Source organism: Pseudomonas sp. LBUM1649, assembly GCF_059716155.1.
The window spans coordinates 5,493,112-5,506,955 of sequence record NZ_CP166807.1; the positions used below are offsets into that span (position 1 = coordinate 5,493,112).

Below are 13,844 nucleotides of genomic sequence, written 5' to 3' on the forward strand. Positions count from 1 at the left end.
TTGTGACCAACGGTTCACTTTCGACCTTTGACAGCAGCGTTTCTTGTCTATATTTTTTCGTTTCTGAAACTGTATGAAATGTCCTACCGCAGTGCCCAGCTGTAAAACGGGAACAGGATGGGGATCCTGCCTCAGTGAAAAACGCGCTTTGACCATGATGGAATGGAAGCGTCAGACAAGAAAAAAAATGAGGTTTCAATGACAACTGCTTTACAACAACCGTCGCTGTCGAGCCAATGCATGGCCGAGTTCCTGGGTACTGCGCTGCTGATCTTCTTTGGTACGGGCTGCGTGGCCGCGCTCAAGGTCGCGGGTGCCAGCTTTGGCCTCTGGGAAATCAGCATTATCTGGGGTGTCGGCGTGAGCATGGCGATCTACTTGACCGCCGGGGTTTCCGGCGCCCACCTGAACCCCGCTGTCAGTATCGCGCTGAGCATTTTTGCCGACTTCGAAAAGCGCAAACTGCCTTTCTATATCATCGCTCAGGTGGCTGGCGCCTTTTGCGGCGCCTTGCTGGTGTACACGCTCTACAGCAATCTATTCTTCGATTTCGAACAAACTCACCAAATGGTTCGCGGCAGTGCAGCCAGCCTTGAATTGGCGTCGGTGTTTTCCACCTTCCCCAACCCAAGCCTGTCCACGGCCCAGGCGTTCCTGGTCGAAGTGATCATCACCGCCATCCTGATGGGTGTGATCATGTCGCTGACCGACGATAACAATGGCCTGCCCAATGGCCCGCTGGCGCCCATCCTGATCGGCCTGCTGATTGCAGTGATTGGCAGTTCAATGGGGCCGCTGACCGGTTTCGCGATGAACCCGGCACGAGACTTCGGCCCTAAACTGATGACTTTCTTCGCTGGCTGGGGTGAAATTTCCTTCACTGGCGGCCGCGATATTCCGTACTTCCTGATTCCGGTTTTTGCACCGATTGTCGGTGCCTGCCTGGGTGCTGCCGCCTACCGCGGCTTGATTGCCCGTCACCTGCCTGGCGCCGCACCTGCTACAAAGGATGCACTACCTGCCATTGACGGCAAGCCCAGAACTTCTTGATACCGTTGGCGCGCGACCCTGCCCGTTTGTTCGCGCGCCAGACTTCATTCCCTATTTCGTCCAAGGCAATCGACATGACCGACACTCAGAACAAGAACTACATCATTGCCCTCGATCAGGGTACGACCAGCTCCCGCGCGATCATTTTCGACCGCGACGCCAACGTGGTCTGCACCGCACAGCGCGAGTTCGCGCAGCATTATCCGCAAGCCGGTTGGGTCGAACATGACCCGATGGAAATCTTCGCCACCCAAAGCGCGGTGATGGTCGAGGCCTTGGCGCAAGCTGGCCTGCATCACGATCAGGTCGCGGCCATCGGCATCACCAACCAGCGCGAAACCACCGTGGTCTGGGACAAGAACACCGGCCGCCCGATCTACAACGCGATCGTCTGGCAATGCCGGCGCAGCACTGAGATCTGCCAGCAGCTCAAGCGCGATGGCCATGAGCAATACATCAGCGAAACCACGGGACTGGTCACCGACCCGTACTTCTCCGGCACCAAGCTCAAGTGGATTCTCGACAACGTCGAAGGCAGCCGCGAACGCGCGCGCAACGGTGAGCTGCTGTTCGGCACCGTCGACAGCTGGCTGATCTGGAAATTTACCGGCGGCAAGGTGCACGTCACCGACTACACCAACGCCTCGCGCACGATGCTCTTTAACATCCACACCCTGGAGTGGGATGTGAAGATGCTGGAAGTGCTGGATATCCCGCGGGAAATGCTGCCGCAAGTGAAGTCGTCGTCGCAAATCTATGGCCGCACCAAAAGCGGCATCGCCATCGGCGGGATCGCTGGCGACCAGCAGGCCGCCCTATTCGGCCAGATGTGCGTCGAAGCCGGCCAAGCGAAAAACACCTACGGCACCGGTTGCTTCCTGCTGATGAACACCGGTGACAAAGCCGTGAAGTCCAATCACGGCATGCTCACGACTATCGCTTGCGGCCCACGTGGCGAAGTCGCCTACGCGCTGGAAGGGGCGGTGTTCAACGGCGGCTCCACCGTCCAGTGGCTGCGCGACGAGTTGAAAATCATCAACGATGCCCACGACACCGAATACTTCGCCAACAAGGTCAAGGACAGCAATGGCGTGTACCTGGTGCCGGCCTTCACCGGCCTGGGCGCGCCGTACTGGGACCCGTACGCCCGTGGCGCACTGTTCGGCCTGACCCGTGGCGTGCGCGTCGATCACATCATTCGCGCTGCGCTGGAATCGATTGCCTACCAGACCCGCGACGTGCTCGACGCCATGCAGCAGGATGCTGGCGAACGCCTCAAAGCCCTGCGCGTTGACGGCGGTGCAGTGGCGAACAACTTCCTGATGCAGTTCCAGGCCGACATTCTCGGCACCCTGGTCGAGCGCCCGCAAATGCGCGAAACCACGGCACTGGGCGCCGCTTACCTGGCGGGCCTGGCCTGCGGCTTCTGGGGCAGCCTGGACGAGTTGCGCGGCAAGGCAGTGATCGAACGCCAGTTCGAACCGACACTCGATGAAGCGGCGAAAGAAAAACTCTACGCCGGCTGGAAAAAAGCCGTCAGCCGCACACGCGATTGGGAGCCACACGAAGGGGCTGAATAAGCCAGGCTGAGGGCTCGTATCGGGATGTAACTGGTAGGGAGCAGATTCCTGCGGCATCATGGGCAAATTTTGCACGGCAGCCCAAAGGACGCCCCATGAATCTGCCTCCCCGTCAGCAGCAAATCCTCGAACTGGTACGCGAACGCGGTTATGTCAGCATCGAGGAAATGGCCACGCTGTTCGTTGTTACCCCGCAGACCATCCGCCGCGATATCAATCAACTGGCGGAAGCCAATCTGTTGCGCCGCTACCACGGTGGCGCGGCTTACGATTCCAGTGTTGAGAACACCGCCTACGCCATGCGCGCCGATCAGATGCGCGACGAGAAACAGCGCATCGGCGAAGCCATTGCCGCGCAGATCCCCGACCACGCCTCGCTGTTCATCAATATCGGTACGACCACCGAGTCGATTGCCCGCGCCCTGCTCAACCACAATCACCTGAAGATCATCACCAACAACTTGCATGTGGCCTCGATGCTCAGCGCCAAGGACGACTTCGACGTTCTGCTGACCGGGGGCAATGTGCGGCGTGACGGTGGCGTGGTCGGTCAGGCCAGCGTCGATTTCATCAACCAGTTCAAGGTCGACTTTGCCCTGGTCGGCATCAGCGGCATCGATGAAGACGGCAGCCTGCTGGACTTCGATTATCAGGAAGTGCGGGTATCCCAGGCGATCATCGCCAACGCCCGCAAGGTGATTCTCGCCGCCGACTCCAGCAAGTTCGGGCGCAACGCCATGATCCGCCTGGGGCCGATCAGCCTGATCGATTGCCTGGTCACCGACCAGCAGCCGGTGCCGGCGTTGGCGCAGTTGTTGAATCAGCACAAGATTCGGCTCGAGGTCGTTTAACCCCCCCATTGTGGTGAGGGATTTCTGTGGCGAGGGGATTTATCCCCGTTCGGCTGCGCAGCAGTCGTCAAACCATTGCATGCGGTTTGACATTGAAATGCTGGGGCTGCTTCGCAGCCCAACGGGGATAAATCCCCTCGCCACAGAAATCCCCTCGCCACAAAGTCCTCGCTCGCCTGCAAAAATGTTCGAATATTTTCTTTTAACTGCCCTTCGATGAGTTTTTTCAATCGAGGTCGACTGGCTGTGCGCGTCTTTATGGGCTAAGATTTTCGCAAATGAACATTAATGTTCGAATTCAAATACAGAAAATCAAAGAATTCCGAGGCCTTAGCCGATGCCCACTTCTACTTCACCTACGCCACCTCTCGCCGAGGTCTACGATATCGCCGTCATCGGTGGCGGCATCAATGGCGTAGGGATCGCGGCAGATGCCGCCGGTCGCGGCCTCTCGGTGTTCCTTTGCGAAAAGGATGATCTGGCCAGCCACACCTCGTCGGCCAGCAGCAAGCTGATCCACGGCGGCCTGCGCTACCTTGAACATTACGAATTCCGCCTGGTGCGCGAAGCCCTGGCCGAGCGCGAAGTACTGCTGGCCAAGGCCCCGCACATCGTCAAGCCAATGCGCTTCGTGCTACCGCATCGCCCGCATCTGCGTCCGGCCTGGATGATCCGCGCCGGCCTGTTCCTTTATGACAACCTGGGCAAACGGGAAAAACTGGCCGGTTCGAAAAGCCTGAAGTTCGGCCCCGACAGCGCGCTGAAAAGCGAAATCACCAAAGGTTTCGAGTATTCCGACTGCTGGGTCGACGATGCGCGCCTGGTGGTATTGAACGCCATGGCGGCCCGGGAAAAAGGCGCCCACGTCCACACCCAGACCCGCTGCGTCAGCGCGCGTCGCACCAAAGGCCTGTGGCACTTGCACCTGGAACGCGCCGATGGCAGCCTGCTGTCGATCCGCGCCAAGGCGCTGGTGAACGCGGCCGGCCCTTGGGTCGCCAAGTTCATTCGTGACGACCTGAAAATGGAATCGCCCTACGGTATTCGCCTGATCCAGGGCAGCCATTTGATCGTGCCGAAGCTGTACGAAGGCGATCATGCGCACATCTTGCAAAATGAAGATCAGCGCATCGTATTCACCATTCCGTACCTCAATCACTTTACCCTGATCGGCACCACCGACCGTGAGTACACCGGGGATCCGGCAAAAGTGGCGATCACCGAGGTCGAAACCGATTACCTGCTGCAAGTGGTCAACGCCCACTTCAAAAAACAGATCGGCCGTGACGATATCCTGCACAGCTATTCCGGCGTTCGTCCGCTGTGCAACGACGAGTCCGACAACCCATCAGCCGTCACCCGCGACTACACCTTGGCGCTGTCGGGCAGCGGCGAGGAAGCGCCCCTGCTGTCGGTGTTCGGCGGCAAACTGACCACCTACCGCAAGCTGGCCGAATCGGCACTGGCGCAACTGGCGCCGCACTTCCCGCGCATCTTGCCAAGCTGGACCGCCAACGCCACCCTACCGGGCGGCGAAGACATGAGCACACCGCAGGCGCTGAGCTCGCTGATCCGCGACAAGTACGACTGGATCCCCAGCGAAATCTCGCGCCGCTGGGCCACCACCTACGGCAGTCGAACCTGGCGCATGCTCGAAGGCGTACAAAACCTCATCGACATGGGCGAACACATTGGTGGCGGCCTCTACACCCGTGAGGTCGATTACCTGTGCAGCGAAGAGTGGGCGACCAGCGCCCACGACATTCTGTGGCGTCGCAGCAAACTCGGCTTGTTCACCACCCCCGAGCAACAGCAAAGGCTCGCCGATTATTTGAGCAAGGTCGAGCAGAACCGCAGCAAGATCGAAGCGGCCTGATCTCCACCCAGGTAATGCAAAGCCCCTGAATCTTACGATCCAGGGGCTTTGTGCATTCTGGAGCCCGGATTGTCGGGGGCATTCGGTTTTCCGAACGCGACTTGGCGGTCAATTCGGTTAACCGGATGTCTTCTGACCAAAAAAACTTCAAAAAATATTTAATTTCCTTATAAATCAACGTATTGAGCCGTTAAGCCTGGTCTGGCACGAGTCATGCTCTACACTCTTGGACGAATGCCTGTTGCGCCATCACTTCAGGACCCGGCAGGCATTCGAAGCACAAAAGGGCCGACAAACTGGCTCCATAAAAAAAACAATGTCGAGGAAAATTTGATGCGCATCGTTCCCCATATCCTGGGCGCAGCCATTGCTGCCGCTCTGATCAGCACGCCAGTTTTCGCCGCCGAACTCACCGGCACCCTGAAGAAGATCAAAGAGTCCGGTGTCATCACCCTCGGGCATCGTGACGCTTCCATTCCTTTTTCCTACATCGCGGACGCTTCCGGCAAACCGGTCGGCTACTCCCACGACATTCAGATGAAAGTCGTCGAAGCGCTGAAAAAAGACCTGGACCTGCCGAACCTGCAGGTCAAGTACAACCTGGTCACCTCGCAAACCCGTATCCCGCTGGTACAGAACGGCACCGTGGACCTCGAGTGCGGTTCGACCACCAACAACGTCGAGCGCCAGCAACAAGTCGACTTCTCCGTCGGCATCTTCGAAATCGGTACTCGCCTGCTGTCCAAGGCAGACTCCAAGTACAAGGACTTCCCGGATCTGGCGGGCAAGAACGTCGTGACCACCGCCGGCACCACGTCCGAGCGCATCCTCAAGGCGATGAACGCCGACAAGCAAATGGGCATGAACGTCATCTCCGCCAAAGACCACGGCGAGTCCTTCCAGATGCTGGAAACCGGTCGTGCCGTTGCGTTCATGATGGACGACGCCCTGCTGGCCGGTGAAGCAGCCAAGGCCAAGAAGGCGTCTGACTGGGCCGTGACCGGTACACCACAGTCTTACGAAATCTACGGATGCATGGTGCGTAAAGGCGACGAGCCGTTCAAGAAGGCCGTGGATGACGCCATCAAGGCCACCTACGCGTCGGGCGAGATCAACAAGATCTACGAAAAATGGTTCATGCAGCCAATCCCGCCGAAAAACCTGAACCTGAACTTCCCGATGAGCGACGAGCTCAAGGCCCTGATCGCCAATCCGACCGATAAAGCGGCTGACGACAAGAAATCCTGATTTCTGACTAACCTTATCTCCTGGGAGGGCCTCGGCCCTTTCGGGAGGTTGTCACTCCCTGCTGGCATTTCTGGAAACTCGAACCGGTGGCTGTCGAGCCGTTCGCGTGTGCCTGACCGACAAGATCAGGCGGGAACGGAGCTTCCCCCAAGCGGGTACCTGTACATCGATCGATCTGAGGGGAGACCCTAATGAATTACAACTGGGACTGGGGCGTGTTCTTCAAGTCCACTGGCGTTGGCAGCGAGACGTATCTCGACTGGTACTTCACCGGTTTGGGCTGGACCATCGGCATCGCCATCGCGGCCTGGATCATTGCCCTGACACTGGGTTCGATCCTGGGTGTCATGCGCACTGTGCCGAACCGCATCGTATCGGGCATCGCCACCTGCTACGTCGAACTCTTTCGTAACGTGCCGCTGCTGGTTCAGCTGTTCATCTGGTACTTCCTGGTACCCGACCTGCTGCCTGCCGACCTGCAAGAGTGGTACAAGCAGGATCTGAACCCGACCACCTCGGCGTTCCTCAGCGTCGTCGTGTGCCTGGGCCTGTTCACCACCGCACGGGTTTGCGAACAAGTGCGTACTGGTATCCAGGCACTGCCCCGCGGCCAGGAATCGGCTGCCCGCGCCATGGGTTTCAAGCTGCCGCAGATCTACTGGAACGTGCTGCTGCCCCAGGCCTACCGGATCATCATTCCGCCGCTCACCTCGGAATTCCTGAACGTATTCAAGAACACCTCCGTGGCCTCGCTGATCGGCCTGATGGAGCTGCTGGCGCAGACCAAACAGACCGCCGAGTTCTCCGCCAACCTGTTCGAAGCCTTCACCCTGGCCACGCTGATCTACTTCACCCTGAACATGAGCCTGATGTTGCTGATGCGTCTGGTCGAGAAGAAAGTCGCCGTACCGGGCCTGATTTCCGTAGGGGGTAAATGATGGAATTCGACTTCTCGGGCATCATCCCGGCCATTCCCGGATTGTGGAACGGCATGGTCATGACCCTCAAGCTGATGGTCATGGGTGTGATCGGCGGGATCATCCTCGGCACGATCCTGGCGTTGATGCGCCTGTCCCACAACAAGCTGCTGTCGAACATTGCCGGCGCCTACGTCAACTATTTCCGCTCGATCCCGTTGCTGCTGGTGATCACCTGGTTCTACCTGGCGGTGCCGTTCGTATTGCGCTGGATCACCGGCGAAGACACCCCGATCGGCGCGTTCACCTCCTGCATCGTGGCGTTCATGATGTTCGAAGCGGCGTACTTCTGCGAGATCGTCCGCGCCGGTGTGCAGTCGATTCCCAAGGGCCAGATGGGTGCCGCCCAGGCACTGGGCATGAGCTATGGCCAGATGATGCGCCTGATCATCCTGCCGCAGGCGTTCCGCAAAATGACCCCGCTGTTGCTGCAGCAGAGCATCATCCTGTTCCAGGACACCTCGCTGGTCTACGCTGTCGGCCTGGTGGACTTCCTCAATGCTTCGCGCGCCAGTGGCGACATCATTGGCCGCTCCAATGAGTTCCTGATTTTCGCGGGTCTCGTGTACTTCATCATCAGCTTTGCCGCCTCGCAGCTGGTCAAGCGTCTGCAAAAAAGGTTCGCCGTATGATCTCTATCAAAAGCATCAACAAGTGGTATGGGGACTTCCAGGTACTGACTGATTGCAGCACCGAGGTCAAAAAAGGCGAAGTGATCGTGGTGTGCGGGCCGTCCGGTTCCGGCAAATCGACCCTGATCAAATGCGTCAACGCCCTGGAACCGTTCCAGAAAGGCGACATCGTGGTCGACGGTACGTCCATTGCCGACCCGAAGACCAACCTGCCGAAACTGCGTTCGCGGGTGGGCATGGTGTTCCAGCATTTCGAATTGTTCCCGCACTTGACCATCACCGAAAACCTGACCATCGCGCAGATCAAGGTGTTGGGCCGCAGCAAGGAAGAGGCCACCAAAAAAGGCCTGCAACTGCTGGAACGTGTCGGCCTCTCGGCCCATGCCCACAAGCACCCGGGCCAATTGTCCGGTGGTCAGCAGCAGCGTGTGGCGATTGCCCGTGCGCTGGCGATGGACCCGATCGTCATGCTGTTCGACGAGCCGACCTCGGCGCTGGACCCGGAAATGGTCAACGAAGTGCTGGACGTGATGGTGCAACTGGCCCACGAAGGCATGACCATGATGTGCGTGACCCACGAAATGGGCTTCGCCCGCAAAGTGGCCGACCGCGTGATCTTCATGGACCAGGGCAAGATCATCGAAGACTGCAAGAAAGAGGACTTCTTCGGCGACATCAATCACCGTGCCGAGCGTACGCAGCACTTCCTCAACAAGATTCTGCAACACTAAGAAAACACCGCTCCCCAACTGTGGGAGCGGGCTTTTGTGGCCAGAAAATTTTCTGTGGCGAGGGGATTTATCCCCGTTCGGCTGCGCAGCAGTCGTCAAACCATTGCATGCGGTTTGACATTGAAATGCTGGGGCTGCTTCGCAGCCCAACGGGGATAAATCCCCTCGCCACAGAAATCCCCTCGCCACAAAAACCCGTGGTTGACCCAAGGCATCTGTGATGAAATGCGACCCCATTCTCTATCGCGCCACGTCGCCATCACTCGCCGTGAAACCTCGCCTGATTCGCCATCTGTTCCTGCCGCCGCTGATCATCGCGCTGATGATCGGACTGGGTTATATCGGCTTCTGGACCAGTGAGCACTATGGTATCCGCAACCTCGGCGAAAACGGCCAGCGCCAGCTGGAACTGCACGCCCGCGCCGTCGAAAGCGAGATCAGCAAATACACCTACCTGCCCAGCCTGCTGGAACTCGAAACCAGTGTTTCCAAGCTGCTGGCCGACCCGACGCCGGAACACCGGCAGACCGTCAACGATTACCTCGAAGGCCTGAACCGGCGCAGCCGCAGCCGGGCCATCTACGTGATGGACACCACCGGCCGTGTCATGGCCACCAGCAACTGGCGCGATGTCGACAGTTACCTGGGTGAAGACCTGTCTTTCCGCGCCTATTTCCAGAACGCCGTGCGTGGCCAGCCCGGACGTTTCTACGGCATTGGCAGCACCAACGGCGAACCCGGTTACTACTTGGCCCATGGCCTGGAAGAACGCGGCAAGATCATTGGCGTCGCGGTGGTCAAGGTCCGCCTCGAAGCCATGGAAGAACGCTGGCAGCGGGCGCGCCTGGAAGCCTTCGTCAGCGACGAGAACGGCATCATCATTCTCTCCAGTGACCCGGCACGGCGCCTGAAGTCAGTGGTGCCGCTGAGCGAAGAAACCAAGGAAAAGCTCGCCCGCAGTCTCCAGTACTACTGGTTCCCGCTGAACGAGTTGCAACCGTTGGCCCGGGAAACCCTGTCCGAGGGCGTGGAAAAACTCACCTTCCCGGCCAATAGCGAACTGGTTTCCGATGATGAAAACATCAGCTACCTGTCGCAAACCCGCCCCTTGAGCGATACCCCGTGGAACTTCACCCTGCTCACGCCACTACAGGATCTGCGCCGCGAAGCGATCAACCAGGGGATTCTGGTCGCCGTGGCATTTGCCCTCGTGGCGTTCCTGCTGATTGCCTGGAACGAGCGGCGCAAAGTGATCGCCACCCGCCTCGCCGCCCGGGAAGCCTTGCAGGAAGCCAACAACCAGTTGGAGCGTCGGATTACCGAACGCACCACAGACCTACGCGCCAGCAACGAGCGGCTCAAGGGGCAGATCCGCGAACGCCGTCACGCCGAAGAGACGCTGCGCCGTGCCCAGGATGAACTGGTGCAGGCCGGGAAACTCGCCGCTATTGGCCAGATGTCCACCAGCATCGCTCATGAATTGAACCAGCCATTGGCGGCGCTGCGCACCCTGTCCGGCAACACCGTGCGGTTTCTTGAGCGCGGTCAACTGGACGTGGCCAGCACCAACCTCAAGACCATCAACGAATTGATCGACCGCATGGGCCGGATCACCGCCAGCCTGCGCTCCTTTGCCCGGCGCGGTGACGACAAGGGTCAGGCCTGTCTTGGCAAAGGGGTCGACGCGGCCTTGCAGTTACTCGGCAGCCGCGTTGAAAACGCCCATTTGAAACTGCACCGCCACTTCGACGGTGTGCAAGTGCAGATCGACCAGACCCGTCTGGAGCAGATTCTGGTCAACCTCATCGGCAATGCCCTGGACGCCATGCAGGCGCAACCGCAGCCAGAGTTGTGGCTCGAAGGCGAAGTATTCGAGGGTAAATATCGGCTTCGTGTACGGGACAACGGCCACGGCATCGATGCCGAAGCGCGCAAGCATCTGTTTGAACCCTTCTTCACCACCAAACCCGGCGAACAAGGCCTGGGCCTCGGCCTGACCCTCTCCGCGAGCCTGGCCGCTGCCACTGGCGGTCACCTGGGTGTCGAGCACCCGGCCAGCGGTGGTACCGCTTTCGTCCTCAGTTTACCGTTGGTAAGCCCCACTTCCGCTGAGCCAATATGAACAACGACCTTAGTGTATTGATCGTCGAAGACGACCCCCATGTGCTGCTCGGCTGCAAGCAGGCGCTGACCCTGGAAGACATTCCCTGCATCGGTGTCGGCAGTGCCGAGGAAGCCCTGGAACGGGTGGGCGAGAACTTCGCCGGCATCGTCATCAGTGACATTCGCCTGCCGGGCATCGATGGCCTGGAATTGCTGAACCGACTCAAGGCCCGCGATCGCAGCCTGCCGGTCGTGTTGATTACCGGTCACGGCGACATTTCCATGGCCGTCGGCGCCATGCAGAAAGGCGCCTACGACTTCATGGAGAAACCCTTCTCTCCCGAACGCCTGGTGGATGTAGCCCGCCGTGCCCTGGAACAACGCAGCCTGGCACGGGAAGTCTCGTCGTTGCGCCGGCAACTGGCCGAGCGCGACTCCCTCGAAGGTCGGATCATCGGCCGCTCGCCGGCCATGCAGAACCTGCGCGAACTGATCGCCAATGTCGCCGATACTTCGGCCAACGTGCTGATCGAAGGCGAAACCGGCACCGGCAAGGAACTGGTCGCGCGCTGCCTGCACGACTTCAGTCGTCGGCACACCCGGCAATTCGTGGCGCTCAATTGCGGTGGCCTGCCGGAAAACCTGTTCGAAAGCGAGATCTTCGGCCACGAAGCCAACGCCTTCACCGGCGCAGGCAAACGGCGGATCGGAAAAATCGAGCACGCCGATGGCGGCACGCTGTTCCTCGACGAAGTGGAAAGCATGCCCCTGCCCCTGCAGATCAAACTGCTGCGGGTGTTGCAGGAACGCACCCTCGAACGCCTCGGTTCGAACCAGAGCGTGGCGGTGGACTGCCGGGTGATCGCGGCCACCAAATCCGATCTCGACGAGTCGAGCAAGGCCGGTGAATTCCGCAGCGACCTGTATTACCGCCTCAACGTGGTGACCCTGGAACTGCCTCCCCTGCGCGAGCGCCGCGAAGACATCCTGCAATTGTTCGAGTACTTTTTGCAGCAGTCGTCCTTGCGTTTCGACCGCGCCGCACCGGAACTGGATAACCAGACCCTGTCAAACCTGATGAGCCACGACTGGCCAGGTAACGTGCGCGAACTGCGCAACGTCGCCGAGCGATTTGCCCTGGGCCTGCCGGCGTTCAAGAAACCTGGAGCGGGCGGCAGCGCCCACGGCCTGGCCTTCGCTGAAGCGGTGGAGGCTTTCGAGCGCAACCTGCTGAGCGACGCCTTGCAACGCAGCGGCGGCAACCTGACCCAGGCCAGCCAGGAACTGGGCATGGCCAAGACCACACTGTTCGACAAAGTGAAAAAGTACGGGCTGAGCCACTGATGGATCTGATTCTCAAGGCAACCCTGGGCGCGGCGACGGTGCTGGTCAGCGTCAGGGTTCGCCTGCACGGCTGATCACAACCCCCTGTTACAGCCCTGCGCGAATGCCCGCTGTTGCTGACGCTTGCGACAACACCCCCGGTGCGAGTGATTGCCGCAACCAACAAAAACCTGCTGGACGCGGTGGCCAACAAGGAGTTTCGCGAAGGGGAAGCCGCACTGGCGCACGTCGAAAAGAATTACATCCTGGCAGCCCGTGCCCAGAGCAACGGTGTGCAGGCTGCGGCGGCGCAGTTGATCGGTATCTCCGAGCGCAGCTTCTGGTACCGGCTGAAGAAACTGGGCATTCACGTGGACAAGATCGTGCGTTAAAGAAGGTTGTGTTCAGCCACAGGCTCAATCTGCGCCCAATGCGAAGTGTCCTCTCGATGAGCCCGCAGATACGGCAATACGGCCGCCAGCAAAGGCGCCTTGAACGCTTCCTGAAAACGATGAGCGAACCCCGGTATCAACTTCAATTGGCTGCCACGCAAATGCGCCGCCAGGTGTACGCCATGCATCACCGGCAACAACGGATCGGCCGTGCCATGCACCACCAGCGCCGGCACCCGTAATTGGTTAAGCAATGCCACTCGACTCGGCTCGGCCAGGATCGCCAGGATCTGGCGCTTGGCCCCCTCAGGATTGAATGCCCGGTCATACGACAGTGCCGCCTGATGCAGCAGTGCCTGTCGATCATCAGTCACCGCCGGACTACCCAGTGCCGCCAGCAGGTCCGCCTGCTGCTCCAGTGCGACTTCACGATTGGGTGCCCCCCGACGCGCCAGCAACTGCAGCAGCGCCGCACTCGGCGCGGGCAAACCTTCGGCTCCGGAAGTGCTCATGATCAGGGTCAGGCTCTCGACCCGTTGTGGCGCCATCGCCGCCATGTGCTGGGCAATCATGCCGCCCATGCTGGCACCGAGCACATGGAATTGCTCGATGTGCAACGCATCCATCAGGCTCAGCCCGTCGTCCGCCATATCGGTCAATGAGTAGGGGGCCGACACCGGCAAACCCAGCTTGTAGCGCAACACCTCAAAAGTCAGATTGGCCTCCACCGGGGTTTGCCGCCATGTCGACAGGCCGACGTCGCGATTGTCGTAGCGAATCACCCGAAACCCTTGCTGACAGAGCGCGACCACCACTTCGTCAGGCCAGTGAATCAACTGCCCACCCAGGCCCATCACCAGCAGCAACGCCGGGTCCGAGGCACGACCGATGCTCTGGTACGCCAGGCTTACCTGATCCAGGTCGACCCGTTCGGTCGCCACATTGACGTCACAGCGAGACGCCGAAAAAGATGGAAAACTCAACAACAACGCGGTCAAAAAGGCCGCTGTCGATAAAAATCGTGCACACATGAAAAACACCGAAACACAGAACCCCAGTAGAGCGCGAGTCTGATGAAGTT

The 13,844-nt window shown here is 59.6% G+C and carries 11 protein-coding genes and 1 pseudogene; 11 read left to right on the top strand and 1 reads right to left on the bottom strand.

What is annotated here, in order from left to right; genetic code table 11:
* Positions 1-198 precede the first annotated feature (198 nt).
* The 11 genes and pseudogenes from ACA058_RS25400 to ACA058_RS25450 form a co-directional block, all read left to right on the top strand.
* Positions 199-1,050 (top strand): MIP/aquaporin family protein, encoded by an 852-nt coding sequence (locus tag ACA058_RS25400; RefSeq protein ID WP_497636420.1) that lies wholly within the window; start codon positions 199-201, stop codon positions 1,048-1,050.
* A gap of 74 nt (positions 1,051-1,124) precedes the next feature.
* Entirely contained in the window at positions 1,125-2,630 is a 1,506-nt protein-coding gene (gene glpK, locus ACA058_RS25405; RefSeq protein ID WP_497636421.1) for a glycerol kinase GlpK, read from the top strand.
* A gap of 95 nt (positions 2,631-2,725) precedes the next feature.
* Complete coding sequence (locus ACA058_RS25410; RefSeq protein WP_497636422.1) at positions 2,726-3,481, top strand: DeoR/GlpR family transcriptional regulator; 756 nt, start codon at positions 2,726-2,728, stop codon at positions 3,479-3,481.
* Between the two features lie 337 nt (positions 3,482-3,818).
* On the top strand, positions 3,819-5,357 hold the full coding sequence (glpD, locus tag ACA058_RS25415; protein ID WP_497636423.1) for a glycerol-3-phosphate dehydrogenase: 1,539 nt from the start codon (positions 3,819-3,821) through the stop codon (positions 5,355-5,357).
* 333 nt (positions 5,358-5,690) lie between these two features.
* The gene (locus ACA058_RS25420; RefSeq protein ID WP_497636424.1) at positions 5,691-6,605 is read left to right on the top strand and encodes a glutamate/aspartate ABC transporter substrate-binding protein; all 915 of its coding nucleotides are present in this window, start codon (positions 5,691-5,693) and stop codon (positions 6,603-6,605) included.
* Between the two features lie 191 nt (positions 6,606-6,796).
* A complete protein-coding gene (locus ACA058_RS25425; RefSeq protein ID WP_497636425.1) occupies positions 6,797-7,543 on the top strand; it encodes an amino acid ABC transporter permease in 747 nt (248 codons plus the stop codon).
* A complete protein-coding gene (locus ACA058_RS25430) occupies positions 7,543-8,214 on the top strand; it encodes an amino acid ABC transporter permease (protein WP_497636426.1) in 672 nt (223 codons plus the stop codon). The genes ACA058_RS25425 and ACA058_RS25430 overlap by 1 nt, the downstream gene beginning before the upstream one ends.
* Entirely contained in the window at positions 8,211-8,945 is a 735-nt protein-coding gene (locus tag ACA058_RS25435) for an amino acid ABC transporter ATP-binding protein (RefSeq protein ID WP_497636427.1), read from the top strand. The genes ACA058_RS25430 and ACA058_RS25435 overlap by 4 nt, the downstream gene beginning before the upstream one ends.
* Positions 8,946-9,165: 220 nt before the next feature.
* Positions 9,166-11,067 carry a two-component sensor histidine kinase AauS gene (gene aauS / locus ACA058_RS25440; RefSeq protein WP_497636428.1) on the top strand — a complete coding sequence of 634 codons (1,902 nt, stop codon included), beginning with the start codon at positions 9,166-9,168 and terminating at the stop codon, positions 11,065-11,067.
* Positions 11,064-12,392 (top strand): two-component response regulator AauR, encoded by a 1,329-nt coding sequence (aauR, locus tag ACA058_RS25445; RefSeq protein ID WP_497636430.1) that lies wholly within the window; start codon positions 11,064-11,066, stop codon positions 12,390-12,392. The genes aauS and aauR overlap by 4 nt, the downstream gene beginning before the upstream one ends.
* A 209-nt stretch (positions 12,393-12,601) precedes the next feature.
* Positions 12,602-12,763: pseudogene (locus tag ACA058_RS25450) on the top strand (helix-turn-helix domain-containing protein); the annotation flags it as partial.
* On the opposite strand, the gene ACA058_RS25455 reads toward ACA058_RS25450, so the two are convergent.
* The gene (locus ACA058_RS25455) at positions 12,760-13,794 is read right to left on the bottom strand and encodes an alpha/beta fold hydrolase (protein ID WP_497636431.1); all 1,035 of its coding nucleotides are present in this window, start codon (positions 13,792-13,794) and stop codon (positions 12,760-12,762) included. The pseudogene ACA058_RS25450 and the gene ACA058_RS25455 sit on opposite strands and share 4 nt — an antisense overlap.
* Positions 13,795-13,844 lie beyond the last annotated feature (50 nt).

Coding starts and splice junctions, on each gene's coding strand:
- ACA058_RS25410 (WP_497636422.1), top strand. CDS start 2,726: ATGAATCTGCCTCCCCGTCAGCAGCAAATCCTCGAACTGGTACGCGAA.
- ACA058_RS25400 (WP_497636420.1), top strand. CDS start 199: ATGACAACTGCTTTACAACAACCGTCGCTGTCGAGCCAATGCATGGCC.
- glpK (WP_497636421.1), top strand. CDS start 1,125: ATGACCGACACTCAGAACAAGAACTACATCATTGCCCTCGATCAGGGT.
- aauR (WP_497636430.1), top strand. CDS start 11,064: ATGAACAACGACCTTAGTGTATTGATCGTCGAAGACGACCCCCATGTG.
- glpD (WP_497636423.1), top strand. CDS start 3,819: ATGCCCACTTCTACTTCACCTACGCCACCTCTCGCCGAGGTCTACGAT.
- ACA058_RS25435 (WP_497636427.1), top strand. CDS start 8,211: ATGATCTCTATCAAAAGCATCAACAAGTGGTATGGGGACTTCCAGGTA.
- ACA058_RS25425 (WP_497636425.1), top strand. CDS start 6,797: ATGAATTACAACTGGGACTGGGGCGTGTTCTTCAAGTCCACTGGCGTT.
- aauS (WP_497636428.1), top strand. CDS start 9,166: ATGAAATGCGACCCCATTCTCTATCGCGCCACGTCGCCATCACTCGCC.
- ACA058_RS25420 (WP_497636424.1), top strand. CDS start 5,691: ATGCGCATCGTTCCCCATATCCTGGGCGCAGCCATTGCTGCCGCTCTG.
- ACA058_RS25455 (WP_497636431.1), bottom strand. CDS start 13,794: ATGTGTGCACGATTTTTATCGACAGCGGCCTTTTTGACCGCGTTGTTG.
- ACA058_RS25430 (WP_497636426.1), top strand. CDS start 7,543: ATGGAATTCGACTTCTCGGGCATCATCCCGGCCATTCCCGGATTGTGG.